This window comes from Streptomyces sp. NPDC002309 (assembly GCF_053593375.1).
In genome coordinates this window covers 15,663-32,573 of record NZ_JBSFCI010000058.1, presented here as the reverse complement: position 1 = coordinate 32,573, position 16,911 = coordinate 15,663, and the positions used below count along the sequence as shown (strand labels likewise).

Annotated in this window: 9 protein-coding genes; 1 reads left to right on the top strand and 8 read right to left on the bottom strand. The window is 73.4% G+C overall.

From position 1 onward, the window contains the following. The coding region (locus ACWCPM_RS32090) for a maltotransferase domain-containing protein (RefSeq protein WP_450979782.1) at window positions 1-683 on the bottom strand (683 nt) is incomplete at its 3' end. 957 nt (window positions 684-1,640) lie between these two features. Between ACWCPM_RS32090 and ACWCPM_RS32085 the strand changes: the two genes are divergently transcribed. Further along, window positions 1,641-4,268 (top strand): glycosyltransferase family 1 protein, encoded by a 2,628-nt coding sequence (locus ACWCPM_RS32085; RefSeq protein WP_450979783.1) that lies wholly within the window; start codon window positions 1,641-1,643, stop codon window positions 4,266-4,268. Window positions 4,269-4,310: 42 nt separating this feature from the next. Here ACWCPM_RS32085 and ACWCPM_RS32080 read toward each other — a convergent pair whose 3' ends face one another. From ACWCPM_RS32080 to glgX, 7 genes are all read right to left on the bottom strand, one after another. Further along, a complete protein-coding gene (locus ACWCPM_RS32080; protein ID WP_450979781.1) occupies window positions 4,311-4,820 on the bottom strand; it encodes a DUF1990 family protein in 510 nt (169 codons plus the stop codon). A 64-nt stretch (window positions 4,821-4,884) separates the two neighbouring features. Then, complete coding sequence (locus ACWCPM_RS32075; RefSeq protein ID WP_450979780.1) at window positions 4,885-6,933, bottom strand: M4 family metallopeptidase; 2,049 nt, start codon at window positions 6,931-6,933, stop codon at window positions 4,885-4,887. Window positions 6,934-7,227: 294 nt separating this feature from the next. Beyond that, entirely contained in the window at window positions 7,228-9,012 is a 1,785-nt protein-coding gene (locus ACWCPM_RS32070) for an ABC transporter ATP-binding protein (RefSeq protein ID WP_450979779.1), read from the bottom strand. After that, a complete protein-coding gene (locus tag ACWCPM_RS32065; RefSeq protein ID WP_450979778.1) occupies window positions 9,009-10,769 on the bottom strand; it encodes an ABC transporter transmembrane domain-containing protein in 1,761 nt (586 codons plus the stop codon). The genes ACWCPM_RS32070 and ACWCPM_RS32065 overlap by 4 nt, the downstream gene beginning before the upstream one ends. Before the next feature lie 44 nt (window positions 10,770-10,813). Further along, window positions 10,814-12,670, bottom strand: a complete 1,857-nt coding sequence (locus ACWCPM_RS32060; protein WP_450979777.1) for an ABC transporter ATP-binding protein — start codon at window positions 12,668-12,670, stop codon at window positions 10,814-10,816. Then, window positions 12,667-14,451, bottom strand: a complete 1,785-nt coding sequence (locus ACWCPM_RS32055) for an ABC transporter ATP-binding protein (protein WP_450979776.1) — start codon at window positions 14,449-14,451, stop codon at window positions 12,667-12,669. The genes ACWCPM_RS32060 and ACWCPM_RS32055 overlap by 4 nt, the downstream gene beginning before the upstream one ends. Window positions 14,452-14,552: 101 nt before the next feature. Next, on the bottom strand, window positions 14,553-16,793 hold the full coding sequence (gene glgX, locus ACWCPM_RS32050; RefSeq protein ID WP_450979775.1) for a glycogen debranching protein GlgX: 2,241 nt from the start codon (window positions 16,791-16,793) through the stop codon (window positions 14,553-14,555). Between the last annotated feature and the right edge of the window lie 118 nt (window positions 16,794-16,911).

Below are 16,911 nucleotides of genomic sequence, written 5' to 3'. Positions count from 1 at the left end.
AGCAGCGGCAGCGGCTCCGACGCGGTCACCAACTCCCGCAGCGGATACCGCGCGAGCACCCCGTCCACCTCGGGCGTCAACGCCGCCGCGAGGCGCGAGGCGGCGGGACGGGACGCGTCGCGCAGCGCGGCGACGGCGGTGAGCAGCGTGGACCGCTCCCCCTCGCGGGTCCCCTCGGCGGCGCGCTCGTGCAGCAGCGCGCCCTCCTCCAGGACCAGTTCCGTGTCGATCCCCGCGGGAATCTTGATCTGGGCGTGGTGGCGCCAGGTGCTGACAGGGTCTCCCCACGCCTCCACGGTGTACGTCCACAGGCCGGCCCGGCCGGCGGTGACGGTGGCGCCCCAGCGGTCGGTGCCGGGCGCCAGTTCACGCATCGGCGTCCAGGGGCCGGGCAGGCCGTCCGGATCCCTCAGCACGACGTCGGCGGCCACCGCGTCATGTCCCTCGCGGAAGACGGTGGCGGAGATCTGGAACGTCTCGCCGGTCACGGCCTTCGCGGGCCGGCGCCCGTGCTGGACGACCGGGCGGACGTCGAGGACCGGTATGCGCCCGACGGCGGTGGACTCGCTCTCGGAGGGGGGCTCCGGAGCGGGCGGTCCGGCGTCGGCCGGGCGCGAAGGGGGTGCCCCCGTGCCCTCGGTGCTGGTTGTCGGAGGTGCTGACGAGTGGTGCGTTGCGGGCATCACCGCTCCGTTCCGCGTCAACTGGGTGGGCGGATGGCTGGTGGGGAGGTGGGTTGTGCGCGGGTGTGCCTGTGGGGCGTACCGCAGGAGCCTTCCCACCCTGTTCGGGTGGGCAATCCGGCACTTTGTTAACTACCCGCGCGTTTGTCTACGCACAAGACCGGCCTCGTTCCGGACGAACGGGGCCGATGCTCGCGGCAGGGCTCGAATGCGCCATTACGACCGGGGTACTTGAAGAAGTTGGTCCAGTGAACCGGGACCCCGCGCCGGGATTCCCCCGGGGGACGGCGCCCGCCCGTCAGCGCCCTGGAGACCTGCGCGGGCGTGGCAGGACGGCGGGTCCTTCGGGGTGGATCCGGCGGTCACCCGGGTGTCCTGGACCACGGAGGCGACCCTCGGGTCGGCCGCCCGTCCCTCGTCGGGCCGGACGGGGAACCCGTTCAGCGCCCTGCCGCAAACATGGCTGATTCCCACCCCGTACTCAGCGGCGATTCGCCTTCCGTCCGCCGAGGAGGCCCTCGTGTCCCCTTGAGCGTGACCACATAGCTGCCGCCGACGGAGCCGGGCGCGCCGGCCCCGGCCCCCCGTCCTTCCGGTGCGGCTGGGCCCCCGGCCGGGACGGCCACGGCACACGCCACCGCGGTCAGACACCCCACCCGGCGCGGACGCCGTGAACGCGTCCACGCCATCCTCCGCGTCCCCCTTCCGGCCCCCTCGCCGTCCGCCGCGCGGACGCGCCGGCGGTACGTCGTCCGGCGGCTTCTCGTGCGGGGTGAACCACCACAAGGGCGCTTCTGCGTGCGGAATCGGCCATATCGCCCATCGGGGGATGATGAAGGTCGTTCCAGGGGCGCGCCCGGAGTCGGCCACGACGACGCCGGGTAACCACTACCGTCGATATCGATGACGGGACGCACACCGCTGTGCGTCCTTCTCCGCATGCTGACGAGGTGGAATGTGAAGGCGATCCGTCGATTCACCGTCCGACCCGTTCTCCCCGAGCGCCTCCGGCCGCTCAGCGATCTCGCGCGGAATCTGCGCTGGTCCTGGCACACGGAGACGCGCGAGCTGTTCCAGTCCGTCGATCCGGAGCGCTGGGCCGCCTCGGGTCACGACCCGGTGCGGCTGCTGGGCAGCGTCCCGGCCGCGCGGCTGGCCGAGCTGGCCGAGGACCGCCGCTTCCTGCGCCGGCTGACCACCGTCGCCGGTGACCTCGCCGACTACGTCACGGGCGACCGCTGGTACCAGGCCCAGCCCGGTGACCTGCCCGCCGCCGTCGCCTACTTCTCCCCGGAGTTCGGCATCACGGCGGCCCTGCCGCAGTACTCCGGCGGCCTCGGCATCCTCGCGGGCGACCATCTCAAGGCGGCCAGCGACCTCGGTGTACCGCTGATCGGGGTGGGGCTGCTCTACCGGCACGGCTACTTCCGCCAGACCCTCTCCCGGGACGGCTGGCAGCAGGAGCACTACCCCGTCCTCGACCCCAACGAGCTGCCCGTCGCCCTGCTCAAGGAGGCGGACGGCACACCGGCCCACGTCGCCCTCGCCCTCCCCGGCGGGCGGCAGCTGCGCGCCCGGATCTGGCTGGCCCAGGTCGGCCGGGTGCCGCTGCTGATGCTCGACTCGGACGTCGAGGAGAACGACCTCGGCGAACGGGGCGTGACCGACCGGCTGTACGGCGGCGGCAGTGAGCACCGGCTGCTGCAGGAGATGCTGCTGGGCATAGGAGGTGTGCGGGCCGTGCGGACGTACTGCCGGCTCACCGGGCATCCCGAGCCGGAGGTCTTCCACACCAACGAGGGGCACGCCGGGTTCCTCGGCCTGGAGCGGATCGCCGAACTCTGCGACGCCGGGCTCGACTTCGACTCGGGCCTGGAGACGGTCCGCGCCGGCACCGTCTTCACCACGCACACCCCCGTCCCCGCCGGCATCGACCGCTTCGACCGCGAGCTGGTCGCCCGGCACTTCGGGCCCGACGCCGAGCTCGCCCGCATCGACGTCGAGCGCGTCCTGCGGCTCGGTATGGAGACCTACCCGGGCGGGGAGCCCAACCTGTTCAACATGGCCGTGATGGGGCTGCGGCTGGCCCAGCGCGCCAACGGCGTCTCCCTGCTGCACGGCGGCGTCAGCCGGGGGATGTTCTCCGGGCTCTGGCCCGGCTTCGACCCCGACGAGGTGCCGATCACCTCCGTCACCAACGGGGTGCACGCGCCGACCTGGATCGCCCCCGAGGTGTTCCGGCTCGGGGCCCGGCAGGTGGGCGCCCAGCGTGCCGAGGACGCCTTCACCGGCGCCGGCGGGGACCGCTGGGACGCCGTCGCCGACATCCCCGCCCAGGACATCTGGGAGCTGCGCCGCACTCTGCGCGAACAGCTGGTGACGGAGGTGCGGGAGCGGCTGCGGGCCTCCTGGCGGCAGCGCGGGGCGGGGACGGCCGAGCTGGGCTGGATCGACGGTGTGCTCGACCCCGACGTGCTCACCATCGGGTTCGCGCGGCGCGTCCCGTCGTACAAGCGTCTGACGCTGATGCTGCGGGACCGTGACCGGCTGATGGAGCTGATGCTGCACCGGGAGCGGCCGGTCCAGATCGTCGTCGCGGGCAAGGCGCACCCGGCCGACGACGGCGGCAAGCGGCTGATCCAGGAGCTGGTCCGGTTCGCCGACGACCCGCGGGTGCGGCACCGGATCGTCTTCCTGCCCGACTACGGCATGGCGATGGCGCAGAAGCTCTACCCCGGCTGCGACATCTGGCTGAACAACCCCCTGCGCCCCCTGGAGGCGTGCGGCACCAGCGGGATGAAGGCGGCGCTCAACGGCTGTCTCAACCTCTCCGTGCTGGACGGCTGGTGGGACGAGTGGTTCCAGCCCGACTTCGGCTGGGCGATCCCCACCGCGGACGGCGCGGGCACGGACCCCGACCGCCGGGACGCCATCGAGGCGGCGGCGCTGTACGACCTGCTCGAACAGCGGATCACCCCCCGCTTCTACGAGCGGGGCACCGGCGGGCTGCCCGACCGCTGGATCGAGATGGTCCGCCAGACGCTCATGCTGCTCGGCCCGAAGGTGCTGGCGGGCCGCATGGTCGGCGAGTACGTCGAGCGGCTGTACGCCCCCGCGGCCCGCGCCCACCGCACGATGGTGCCGGACGCGGCCCGCGAGCTGGCCGAGTGGAAGTCGCGGGTGCGCCGGTCCTGGCACGGGGTGAGGGTCGACCACGTCGAGACGTCCGCGACGACGGCGACGGCCGAACTCGGCTCGACCCTCACCCTCCATGTCCGGGTCGCCCTCGGTGACCTCGCCCCCGACGACGTGGAGGTCCAGGCGGTCTCCGGCCGGGTGGACCCGGAGGACCGCATCGCCGACGCCACCGTGGTCCCGCTGAAACCGGCGGGCGGACCGGACCTCGAAGGGCGCTGGATGTACGAGGGCCCGCTGGCCCTGGACCGGACGGGACCGTACGGCTACACGGTGCGGATCCTGCCGGCGCACCGGCTGCTGGCGACCGGCGCGGAGCTGGGGCTGGTGGAGGTGCCGTCCGAGGACGTGGTGGAAGGGGCGGAGGGGGCGGGGGTGCTGCTGCGCTGACGCGCCGGGTGTCGCTGCGGGAAGGGCAGGAGCCCCAGGGCCTCAGTACTCGTTCTCCGGCTCGCAGATCCGGCGGAGCACCTTCCCGCAGCGCCTCGCGTACGCCGACTGCAGCCCCCGGTTCGCCGGGCCGCCCGCCCGGACGTACCACTTCGCGGCGCGGCTGAACGCCGACACCGTCAGCCACACCGTGCCGTCCCCGGTCCGCTCCACCACGAAGGCCTCCTCGCCGCACTCCGGGTGGCCGGTCAGGGTGCCGTAGGCCCAGCCGGCGCGGCGGTACTCGGCGACCGTCCAGACGACGCGGCAGGGCGCCTTTATCAGCCCGGCGAAGGTGACGGTGACGTCGACGCCGGGGGCGGCGCGGTCCGCGGCGGCCTCGACGCCCAGTCCGGCCGCGCGGTGCATCTCCCAGGTGCTCACGGCGTCGGTGGCCCGGCGGAAGACCCGCTCGCCCTCGCCGATGCGGGTGCGTATCTGCAGGGGGTGGAAGCCGGGCGGGCAGAAACCCGTCTCGCGGGTCGCGCCGACATCCTCGTACGTGAACGACATGCGGCCAAGAGTAGGGCGGCACCCGGCGTCGACCGCCCGCCGGGTGCCGCCGTCATGGACACGCTTACGGGAACGTCACCTTCCAGCTGTTGATGTAGCCGGTGTCCTGCGCCGCCTGGTCCTGCACCCGGAGCCGCCAGACGCCGTTGGCGACCTCGGAGGAGGCGTTGACGGTGTAGGTGGCCTGGACGTTGTCCGCCGAGTCCGAGGAACTGAAGTTCTTCAGACGGTAGGCTGTCCCGTCGGGGGCCAGCAGGTCGATGACCAGGTCACCGCGCCAGGTGTGCACGATGTCCACGCCGACCTGGAGGTTGGCCGGGGCGTTGCCCGTCCGCCCGGTCACGGTGACCGACGACGTCACGGCCGCCCCGTTGTCCGGGATGGAGACGTCGGTGGTGTTCTCGAAGGTGGTGCCGCCCGGGACGCCGGGACGCGAGCCGACGGCGACGCCCGCCCAGGCGTCCTGCACCGCCTTGTACTCGGTGCTCGTCGTGCCGTACAGCTCGCCGGCGACCGCCAGCGTGCCGGTGCGCGCCGCCGCGTAGTTGGTGGTGGACGTGAACTTCGTGGTGAGCGCCTTGAACCAGATCTGCTCGGCCTTGGCCCGGCCGATGCCGGTCACCGGAAGGCCGTCCGCGGTCGGCGAGTCGTAGCTGACGCCGTTGACGACCTTGGCGCCGCTGCCCTCGCTCAGCAGGTAGAAGAAGTGGTTCGCGGGGCCGGACGAGTAGTGGACGTCGATCGAGCCGATGCCCGAGTACCAGTTGTCCTTCGACGCGCCGTCCTTGCTCGGCTTGTCCATGTAACGCAGCGGCGTGCCGTCGCCGTTGATGTTGATCTCCTCGCCGATGAGGTAGTCGCCCACGTCGGAGGAGTTGTTGGCGTAGAACTCCACGGCCGCGCCGAGGATGTCGGAGGTCGCCTCGTTCAGACCGCCGGACTCGCCGCTGTAGATGAGGCCCGCGGTGGCCGAGGTCAGACCGTGGGTCATCTCGTGGGCGGCCACGTCGATCGAGGTCAGCGGGTTGGTGTTGCCCGAGCCGTCGCCGTAGGTCATGCAGAAGCAGCTGTCCGACCAGAAGGCGTTGACGTAGTTGTTGCCGTAGTGGACCCGCGAGTAGGCGCCGACGCCGTCGCCGCGGATGCCGTTGCGGCCGTGCACGCTCTTGTAGTAGTCCCAGGTCAGCGCCGCCCCGTAGTGGGCGTCGGCGCCGGCCGACTCCGCGTTGGACGCGAGGCCGTTGCCCCAGACGTCGTCCGGGCCGGAGAAGAGCGTGCCGGTGCCGGAGGTGCCGCGGTTCAGGTTGTACGTGCGGTGGTTGCCGCGGGCCCCGTCGGTGAGGTTGTACGTCGAGCCGGACTGGGTCGTGGTGAGCGGGACCGTGCCGCTGTAGACCGTGTGCCCGGTGCCGTTCCGGACCGCCTGCCACTCGAAGAGCTTCGCGCCGGTGCCGGCGTCGGTGACGACGTGCAGTTCCTGCGGGGTGCCGTCGTGCTGGAGTCCGCCGACGACCGTCTCGTAGGCGAGGACCGGCTCGCCGTTCGCGGCCCAGACGACCTTGCGGGGCTCGCCGCTGACGGCGGGGCTCTTGGCGTCCTCGGCGCGGGCGGCGGCCAGCGCCTGGCGTTCCGCCCGTGCCCCGGCGATCGCGGGCTTGAGCGAGGGCACCTCGATGGTGGCGCGGGTGGCCTTGGTGACGCTCTCGGTCGCGCCGGCCTTCGACGTCTCGACGACCAGATCACCACCGAGGACCGGCAGGCCGGCGTAGGTCCGCTCGTAGCGGGTGTGGACCGTGCCGTCGACGTCCTTGGCGACGTCCCGGACGACGAGCTTCTCCTGGGAACCCAGGCTGAGCTCCCGTGCCGTGGCCGCCTTGCCGGCGTCGGCCTCGCGGATCAGCGCCGCGCGCTGGGCCGGAGTGAGCTTGACGGGCAGGGAGCCCGGGTCGGCCTTCGCCGACGCCGACGGCGCCTTGTCCGCCGGGGCCGCCGCGGCGCCCGACTGCACGGCTGCGGCGAGGAACGCGGCGACGCCGACGAGGGCGACGGCCGCGACGCGGGGGGTGCGTCTGTGGGAGGAACCGTTGCTCGATGAGGAACTGCTCTTCAACACTGACTCCTTCTGCGTGGCCGCGGGTCACGCGGCCAGGGGAGCCGGACGGCGAACAGGCCGTCCGGGCAGAACGCGAAACCAGGTGCACACGGCCACGGGAACATCACAGCGGCAGGGAGGTGGGGTTGCTGTGGAGTGGCCGTGAGAAGCGTGACACCACCGGCATCACCTGTCAGGAGCGCGTCAAAAGTTTGGCCGGAAACGGTCCGTTGTCCGGGAGTTCGCGTTCGGTATACGAACAGGACCGTTTTTCGACCGACTTGGACAGTTCTTTGCCGGACCGAGGGGCGGTGCTTACCCGGTCGGCTCCCCGTGCCAGGTCCGCCACAGCCGCGCGTACGCGCCGTCCGCCGCCACCAGCTCGTCGTGCGTGCCGAGTTCGGTGATCTGCCCGGACTCCATCACCGCCACCCGGTCCGCGTCGTGCGCGGTGTGCAGCCGGTGCGCGATCGCGATGACCGTACGGCCCCGCAGGACGGCGGCAAGGGCGCGCTCGGTGTGCCGGGCGGTCGCCGGGTCGAGCAGGGCGGTGGCCTCGTCGAGGATCAGCGTGTGTGGGTCGGCCAGCACCACGCGGGCGAGGGCCAGTTGCTGGGCCTGCGAGCCGTCGGTGCGGGCCCCCTCCGTGCCCAGCTCCGCGTCGAGGCCGCCGGGCAGCGCGCGCACCCAGGCGTCCGCGCCGACCGAGGTGAGGGCGGCCCACAACCGCGCGTCCGTGGCGGTCGGCTCGGCGATCAGGAGGTTGTCGCGGACCGTCCCCAGGAACACATGGTGCTCCTGCGTCACCAGCGCGACCTGGCGGCGCAGCCGCTCCGGCCCGAGACCCGCGACCGGCACCCCGCCCACCGTCACGCTGCCCGCGCCCGGCGCGTCGACGCCGGCCAGCAGCCTGCTCAGCGTCGACTTGCCCGCACCGGACGGGCCGACGACCGCGAGCCGCTCCCCGGGCCGGATCGTCAGGTCGACGCCGCGCAGGACCTCGCCGCCCCGGTCGTAGGAGTAGCGCACGCCGGTCACGTCGATGCGGTCGCCGTCCGGGTCGGGGGAGTCGGCCGGAGCCGACCGGGGCGCGAGCGCCAGGCCCTCCACGCGGGCGAAGGACGCGTTGCTCATCTGCAACTGCTCGACCCGGATCAGGATCGTGTCCAGCGGCTCGGTCACCTGCCGCAGATACAGCGCGGCCGCCACCACCGCCCCCAGGCTCACCGTCCCCCGCTCGTGCAGGAAGCCGCCGACCAGCAGCACGCCCACCACCGGGAAGGCGTAGGCGAAGTCCGCCGCCGGGAAGAACACGCTGCGCAGGCCGAGGGTGTGCAGCCGGGTGCGACGCGCCTGTGCCAGCGCGTCCCGGCTCGCCTCGATCCGGCGCCGCCGCAGCCCGAACGCCTCGATCGTGCGGGCGCCGGCCGCCGTGGCCGCGAGGACCTCCGCGACGTCCGAGGTGGCCGCGCCCTCGTCGAGGTAGGCGGAGCGCGCCCGGCGCATGTACCAGCGCAGCGGGAACCAGATGCCGAGCCAGCCCAGCAGCGCGCAGCAGCCCAGCAGCGGGTCCAGCGCGAGCACCGCGCCGAACAGGAACAGCACCTGCAACGAGGCGATGAGCAGCGCGGGACCGGCGTCCCGCAAGGTCGTGCCGACGGCGGTGACGTCCGCGGTGCCCCGGGCCGTCAGATCCCCGGTGCCGGCCCGCTCCACGACCGAGGCGGGCAGCGCCAGCGCCCGGTCGACGAACCGCTCCCGGATCCGCGCGAGCGTCCGCTCCCCGAACCGGTGCCCCGCGTAGCGCGCCCACCGCGACAGCAGCAACTGCGCCAGCGCGCACCCGATGAGCGCGAGCGCCAGCCGGTCGACGACGTCCACGCCGGCGCCCGCCCGGACCTCGTTGATGATCGTCCCCAGCAGCCAGGGACCGGCCAGCCCGGCCCCGGCGGCCAGCGCGTTCACCGCCAGCACGGAGGCGAAGACCCGCCCGTCGGCCCGGACCAGCCCGGTCATGGCCCGCCGCACCTCGGCGGGCCCGGCGATCGGCAGCCGGCCCTCCCGGTCCGCCGTCGCGTCCGGCACATGCCCGGAAGTCATCGCAGGGCCTCCTCGGCGCCGGCGCCGGCGTCGGCACGGGCGGACCCGCCGTCCGCGCCGGTCTCCGTGTCGCGGGCCACCAGTGCCCGGTACGCGGGCGCGTGGTCCAGCAGCCCTCCATGGGTCCCACTGGCCTCGACCTTGCCGTCCACCACGAAGTACACGGTGTCCGCCCGGTCCAGCACCAGCGGCGAGGTGGTGGTGACGACGGTCGTGCGGCCCTCGCGGGTCTCCCGCAGCCGCCGCGCCACCGCCGCCTCGGTGTGCGCGTCCAGCGCGGACGTCGGCTCCACCGCGAGCAGCACCTCGGGGTCGGCCAGCAGCGCCCGCGCCAGCCGCACCCGCTGCCGCTGACCACCGGAGAGGTTGCGGCCCTGGGCGTCGATCCGCGAGTCGAGCCCGTCCGGCAGCCCCCGCACGACGTCGTCGGCCACGGCGGCGCGCACGGCCCGCGCGACGACGTCGTCCCCGGCGTCGGTCCGCCGCCCGAGGACGACCTCGCGCAGGGTCCCCGCGAACAGGTCGGCCTCGTGGTCCGCGACGAGGACGCGCTCGCGCACCTGGGCGAGCGCGATCTCGTCCAGCCGCAGCTCGCCCCAGGTCGCGTCCGAGGGCGTGTACCGCCCGAGCCGGTCGACGATCTCCGCCGCGTCGGCGGGCCGTTCGCAGGCGAGCGCGGTCAGCCGCCCCGGCAGCACCCGTACGCCCGACTCCGGGTCGTGCAGCGCGGACGGCTCGGCCGGGGCGTCGAGCGTCCCCTCGCCGTCCAGCGGGTCGAGCCGCAGGAACCGTACGACCCGGCGCGCGGCCACCAGGCCCCGGCCGACCTGCTGGCCGAATTCCAGGAAGTACGCCACCGGCACCACCAGCACCGCCACATAGCCGTAGACCGACACCAGTTCGCCCACGCTGATCGTCCCCTGGGCCACCAGCCGGGCCGCGAGCCAGGTCACCACGGCCAGGAAGACCGTCGGCAGACCGAGGCCCAGCGCCTGGATCCAGCTGGTCACCGCGCCGACCCGGTACCCCTCGTCGCGCAGCCGTCGCGAGTCCCGGCGGAAGGCCCCGGCGACCAGCTCCTTGCCGCCGAGCCCGCCCAGCACCCGCAGCCCGCCCGCCATGTCGCCGATGCGCGCCGTCAGCGCGCCCTGCGCCTCCCGGTACGCCGTCTCGGTGCCCTGGAGACGGCCCATCAGCGGCCCGGCCAGGAGCCCGGTCACCGGCACCCCCAGCAGCACCACCGCGGCCAGCAGCGGCGACACCGAGAGCAGCAGCGCGGCGACGACACCGTAGGCGACGACCGCGCCGACGCCCGGCCCGATGACCGTCAGGGCGGTGGCGACGGTCTGCACGTCGCCCACGCCGATCGTGACGACCTCCCCGGCCGCGACCTGCCGGCGCAGCGAGGCACCGAGCCGGACCGCCTGGCCGACCACCACTTTGACCGTGCGGAAGTTGGCGTCCATCCGGACCCGGGTCATCGTGCGGTGCCGGGCGGTGTTCAGCCAGGCGTCGAGCGCGCCGGCCGCCAGCACCGCCGCCGCCCAGCCGAACAGCGCCGCCCGGTCGCCGGGTTCCAGTCCGTCGTCGATCGCGCGGGCCAGCAGGTACGGCACCACCGCGGGCAGCGCCAGCGACACGATCCCGAACAGCGTCCCCGCGGCAGAGCGGCCCGGCTGGCTGCGCACCAGCCACCACAGGTAGCGGGCCGGACCCCGGCTGTCGGGTGTGCCGGGATCCTCGTACGCGTCGAGCACGACGCGCCGCGATCCCTCCCTGCTCCTCTTCGCCGCTCCCGCGTTCACGCGAGGCTGTCCTGCCACGCCCGGTGCAGGCCCGCGAACCGGCCCGTCCCCGCGATCAGTTCCGCCGGAGTGCCGTCCTCGACGATCCTGCCGTGCTCCATCACCAGCACCCGGTCCGCGATCTCGACCGTGGACAGCCGGTGCGCGATCACGACGGCCGTACGGCCCTTCAGCACGGTCGTCATCGCCCGCTGCACCGCCCGCTCACCGGGGATGTCCAGCGAGCTGGTCGCCTCGTCGAGGATCAGCACCGCCGGGTCCGCGAGCAACGCCCGCGCGAACGCGACGAGCTGGCGCTGACCGGCCGAGATACGGCCGCCCCGCTTGCGGACGTCCGTGTCGTACCCGTCGGGCAGCGCGGCGATGAAGTCGTGCGCGCCGATCGCCTTGGCGGCGCCCTCGATCTCCGTACGGCTCGCGTCGGGACGCCCGATGGCGATGTTCTCGGCGACCGTGCCGGAGAACAGGAACGACTCCTGCGTCACCATCACGACCCCGCGCCGCAGTTCCGGCACGGCCAGCTCACGCAGGTCGGTCCCGTCGAGCAGCACCCGCCCGTCCGTCGGGTCGTAGAACCGCGCGAGCAGCTTGGCCAGCGTCGACTTGCCCGCGCCGGTGGAGCCGACGACCGCGACCGTCTGCCCGGCCGGGAGCGTGAGGTCGAAGCGGGGCAGCACCTCGCCGCCGGTGCGGTAGGCGAAGCGCACGCCGTCGAAGACGACCTCGCGGCCGGGGTGCTCGGAGGCGAGCGGCGGCAGCTCCCTGGGCGCGGACGGCTCCGGTACCGAGGGCGTCTGCGCGAGGAGCCCGGCGATCTTCTCCAGCGAGGCCGCCGCCGACTGGTAGGAGTTGAGGAACATGCCGAACCGGTCGATCGGGTCGTACATCCGCCGCAGATACAGCACCGCCGCCGCGAGCACGCCGAGCGCGAGCGTGCCGTCCGCGACACGGTAGGCACCCCACAGCACGATCAGCGCGACGGCCGTGTTGCCGACGATCCGTGAACCGACGACATAGCGGGCCATCTCCAGGAGCGCGTCGCCGTTCGTCCGCTCGTGCCGCCGGTTCAGCACCCGGAACTCGGCGTCGTTGGCGGCCTCCCGGCGGAACGCGCGCACCGGGCGGATGCCGTTCATCGTCTCCACGAACTTCACGATCACCGCCGCGATCGCCGTGGAACGCGTCGTGTAGACCTTCCGCGCCCGCCGCTGGTACAGCCGCACCAGCCACCACAGCGGCACGAACGACGCCACCGCCACGGCCCCCAGGCCCAGGTCCAGCCAGAGCAGGATCGCCGCGACGTACACGCAGGACAGGATCACCATCACCAGCTCCTGGAGGCCCTCCTCCAGCAGCTCGCGCAGCGACTCGACGTCGGTGGTGGAACGGGAGATCAGCCGGCCCGAGGTGTAGCGCTCGTGGAAGTCGACGCTCAGCGCCTGGGCGTGCCGGAAGATCCGGCCGCGCAGATCGAGGAGGACGTCCTGGCTGACCCGGGCGGAGGTGACGACGAACGCGTACTGGAGTCCGCCGGAGGCGACCGCGCACAGCAGGTAGCCGACGGCGACGGCGATCAGCGGCCCCTGGTCGTGGGCGCGGAACGCGGGCACGGCGCGGTCGATGGCGTACGCCACCAGCAGCGGGCCCGCCTGCACGGCCGCCTGCTGCAGGAACAGCAGCAGGGTGGTCAGGGCGACCCGGGCCCTCATCGGTGCGAGCAGGGACCTCAGCAGCGTCCCGGTGGCGCCGGGCGGCGCGGGCAGGACGTCCTTGTCGTACGGGTCGCCCGCCCCGGACGGCTCCCGCGGCTCCTCGTCGCCGACGGGGGCGGGGGTGGTGGTGGACGCGGTCACCGGGCTGCCTCCAGTTCCGTCCCGGACATCAGGTGGGCGTACTCGGCGTTGTCGCGGAGCAGTTCGTGATGGGTGCCGACGGCCGTGATCCGGCCGTCCGACAGCAGGGCGACCCGGTCGGCGAGCAGGACCGTGGAGGGGCGGTGCGCCACGATCAGGGCGGTGGTGCCGGCCAGCACCTCGCGCAGGGCCGCCTCCACGGCGGCCTCGGTGTGCACGTCGAGCGCCGACAGCGGGTCGTCCAGGACCAGGAAGTCCGGCCGGCCCACGACCGCTCTGGCCAGCGCGAGCCGCTGCCGCTGACCGCCGGACAGGCTCAGGCCCTGCTCGCCGACCTGGGTCTTCGTGCCCTGCGGCAACCCGTGGGTGAACTCGGCCTGGGCGACGGCGAGGGCGCGGTCCAGATCGGCGGCCCCGGCCCCGTCGGGGGCGCCCATGAGGACGTTCTCCCCGACGCTCGCGGAGAACAGTGTCGGCTCCTCGAAGGCGACGGCGACCCTGGCGCGCAGTTGCTCGCGGGGCATGGCGGCGATGTCGGCGCCGTCGAGCGTGATCCGGCCCCCGGTCACCTCGTGCAGCCGGGGGACGAGCGCGGTGAGGGTGGTCTTGCCGCTGCCGGTCGCGCCGACGAGGGCCATGGACTCGCCGGGGCGGATGTGCAGGTCGATGCCGTCCAGGACGGGAGGGGAGCCCGGGGCCGCGTCGGGGTAGCGGAAGCTGACTGTGTGGAAGCGCAGTCCCCGCTCCGGGGAGTCCTTCACGGTGCCCGCCGGCGCGGTGGCCGTCTCCGGTTCGGCGTCCATCACCTCGAAGTACCGCTCGGTGGCCGTCGCCGCCTCCTGGCTCATCGCCAGCAGGAAGCCGATCGAGTCGACCGGCCAGCGCAGGGCGAGCGCCGTCGACAGGAAGGCCACCAGCGTCCCCGCCGACAGATTCCCGTCCGCCACCTGCACGGCCCCCAGCACGAGCGCCGCCCCGACGGCCACCTCCGGGAGCGTCACGATGACGCTCAGGATCGTCGCCAGCAGCCGGGCCTTCGTCAGCTCCGTCCCGCGCAGCGTCCGCGCCAGCTCCCGGAACGCCCGCGCCTGACTGCGGTGCCGGCCGAACCCCTTGATGACGCGGATGCCGAGTACGCCCTCCTCGACGACCGTCGTCAGATCGCCGACCTGGTCCTGCGCACGCCGTGCCACCTCGGCGTAGCGCGTCTCGAAGACCGCGCAGCTGACGATCACGGGTACGGCGGGCCCGAGGACCACCAGCCCCAGCGTGAGGTCCTGCACCAGCATGATGCTCACGCCGACCAGGATCGTCACCGCGTTGACCAGCAGAAACGTCAGCGGAAAGGCCAGGAACATACGCAGCAGCATCAGATCGGTCGTGCCCCGGGAGAGCAGCTGACCCGAGGCCCAGCGGTCGTGGAACGCGACCGGAAGGCGCTGGAGACGCCCGTACAGATCCGCCCGCATCGCCGCCTCGACCCCCGCCAGCGGGCGCGCCACCAGCCATCTGCGCAGCCCGAACAGCACAGCCTCGCCCAGCCCGAGCAGCAGCAGGAACAGCGCCCCGAGCCACACGCCCGCCGGGTCCCGGCCGGCGATCGGCCCGTCCACGAGCCACTTCAGCACGAGCGGGATCACCAGCCCGACGCAGGACGCGACGATCGCGACGGACGCCGCGGTGAACAGCCGGGCCCGCACCGGTCTGACATACGGCCACAGGCGCAGCAGCGAGCGGACGGCGGAGCGGTCCCGGGGCGAGGTGGCACGTGTAGTGGGCATCAGGAGCGAGCCTACGGAACGGCACTGACATCGCCTACCGAGTTTCGACCGGACCGGCGTCCGCCCAGGGACCTACGACCTGCGCGTTCGACGGTGTCGCCTCAGCCGGCCCTCAGCAGCAGCACCGACCGTCCCGGCACCGTGATCGCCTGTCCCGCGGGATGCGTCACCCCGGGCGCCGCCGCCTGCTCCTCCCGCGAGGTGTCGACGACCACCTCGTACCGCTCCGCCCACGGCGGCCCCGGCAGGACGAAGTTCACCGGGCGTTCCCCGGCGTGCAGCACGGCGAGGAAGCTGTCGTCGACGATCGGCGCCCCCCGCTCGTCGCGGCCCGGGATGTCCCGTCCCGACAGATACATGCCGAGCGTGGCCGCGGGGGCGTACCAGTCCCGTTCCGTCATCTCCGTGCCCCTCGGGGTGAACCACGCCAGGTCCCGCAGCCCGTCCGCCGAGTGCGCCCGTCCGGAGAAGAAGGCCCGCCGCCGCAGCACCGGGTGCCGGTGGCGCAGCGCGATCAGCCGGGACGTCAGGTCGAACAGGGCCTTCCAGCCCGGCTCGTGCAGCAGGTCCCAGTCCAGCCAGCTGATCTCGTTGTCCTGGCAGTAGGCGTTGTTGTTGCCCCGCTGCGTGCGCCCCAGCTCGTCGCCCGCCACCAGCATCGGCACGCCCGTGGACAGCAGCAGCGTGGTCAGCAGGTTGCGCAGCTGCCGCCGCCGCAGCGCCCGCACGCGCTCCTCGCCGCTCTCTCCCTCGGCCCCGGAGTTCCAGGCCCGGTTGTCGTTCGTGCCGTCCCGGTTGCCCTCGCCGTTGGCCTCGTTGTGCTTGCGCTCGTAGGAGACGAGGTCCCGCAGCGTGAAGCCGTCGTGGGCGGTGACGAAGTTGACCGACGCGTACGGCCGCCGGCCGCCCCAGGCGTAGAGGTCGCTGGAGCCGGACAGCCGGTAGCCCATCTCCCGCACGTCCGGGAGCGCGTGCCGCCAGAAGTCCCGCACGGCGTCGCGGTAGCGGTCGTTCCACTCCGTCCACAGCGGCGGGAAGGCGCCCACCTGGTAGCCGCCGGAGCCGACGTCCCAGGGTTCGGCGATCAGCTTCACCCGCCGCAGCACCGGGTCCTGCGCGATGACGGCCAGAAAGGGGGACAGCATGTCCACGTCGTGCATGGACCGCGCGAGCGCCGCCGCCAGGTCGAACCGGAACCCGTCCACGCCCATCTCGGTCACCCAGTAGCGCAGCGAGTCGGTGATCAGGCGCAGCACGTGCGGCTGGACGACGTGCAGGGTGTTCCCGCAACCGGTGTAGTCGGCGTACCGGCGGGCGTCGGACTGGAGGCGGTAGTAGCCGCGGTTGTCGATGCCCTTCAGGGACAGCGTCGGGCCGAGCTCACCCGCCTCGGCGGTGTGGTTGTAGACGACGTCGAGGATCACCTCGATCCCGGCCGCGTGCAGCGCGCGCACCATCCGCTTGAACTCGCCGACCTGCTGCCCGCGCGTGCCGGACGCGGCGTACCCGGCGTGCGGGGCGAAGTAGCCGATGGAGTTGTAGCCCCAGTAGTTCCTCAGGCCCCGGCGCAGCAGATGGTCCTCGTGCGCGAACTGGTGCACGGGGAGCAGCTCGACGGCCGTGACGCCCAGCCGCGTGAGGTGGTCGATCGCCGCCGGGTGGGCCAGGCCCGCGTAGGTGCCGCGCAGCTCCTCGGGGATCCCCGGGTGCAGCTTGGTGAAGCCGCGTACGTGCAGCTCGTAGATCACCGAGTCCGCCCAGGGCGTCTTCGGCCGGCGGTCGTCCGCCCAGTCGTCGTCGTCGTGGACGACGACGCCCTTCGGGACGTACGGCGCCGAGTCCCGTTCGTCGCGCACGGTGTCCGCGACCTGCTGCTGCGGCCAGTCCCGGACATGCCCGTAGACCTCCGGCGGCAGGCCGAAGTCGCCGTCCACCGCGCGCGCGTACGGGTCCAGCAGCAGCTTCGCCGGATTCCACCGGCCGCCGGTCCACGGATCCCAGCGGCCGTGCACCCGGTAGCCGTAGCGCTGGCCCGGCATCACCCCCGGCACGAAGCCGTGCCAGATCTCATGGGTCAGCTCGCTCAGGCGATGCCGTAGCTCCGTGCCGTCCTCGGCGAACAGGCACAGCTCCACCGCCTCCGCCCCGCCCGCCCACAACGCGAAGTTGGTGCCCGCCACCCCGTCCGGACCCACCCGGAACCGGGCCCCCAGCGGTGTCGACGCACCCGGCCACACCGCCACCGCGGCGGCCGGCGCCGCGTGCGGCGCGCCGTTCAACGCGGCGGCGGCCGGGCGTTCGCCCTGCCCGGCCACCGTCTCCTGCTCGGCTGCGCTGGACACCTGTCAGCCTCCCGCGGCTCGTTTCGACGACGTGGTCCGGGGCCCGCGGCGTCCCTTCCACGGAGCCCGGCCCGTCGTCCTCCCCACTGTTCTGCCCAGAGCTTGGGTCGCACTCACG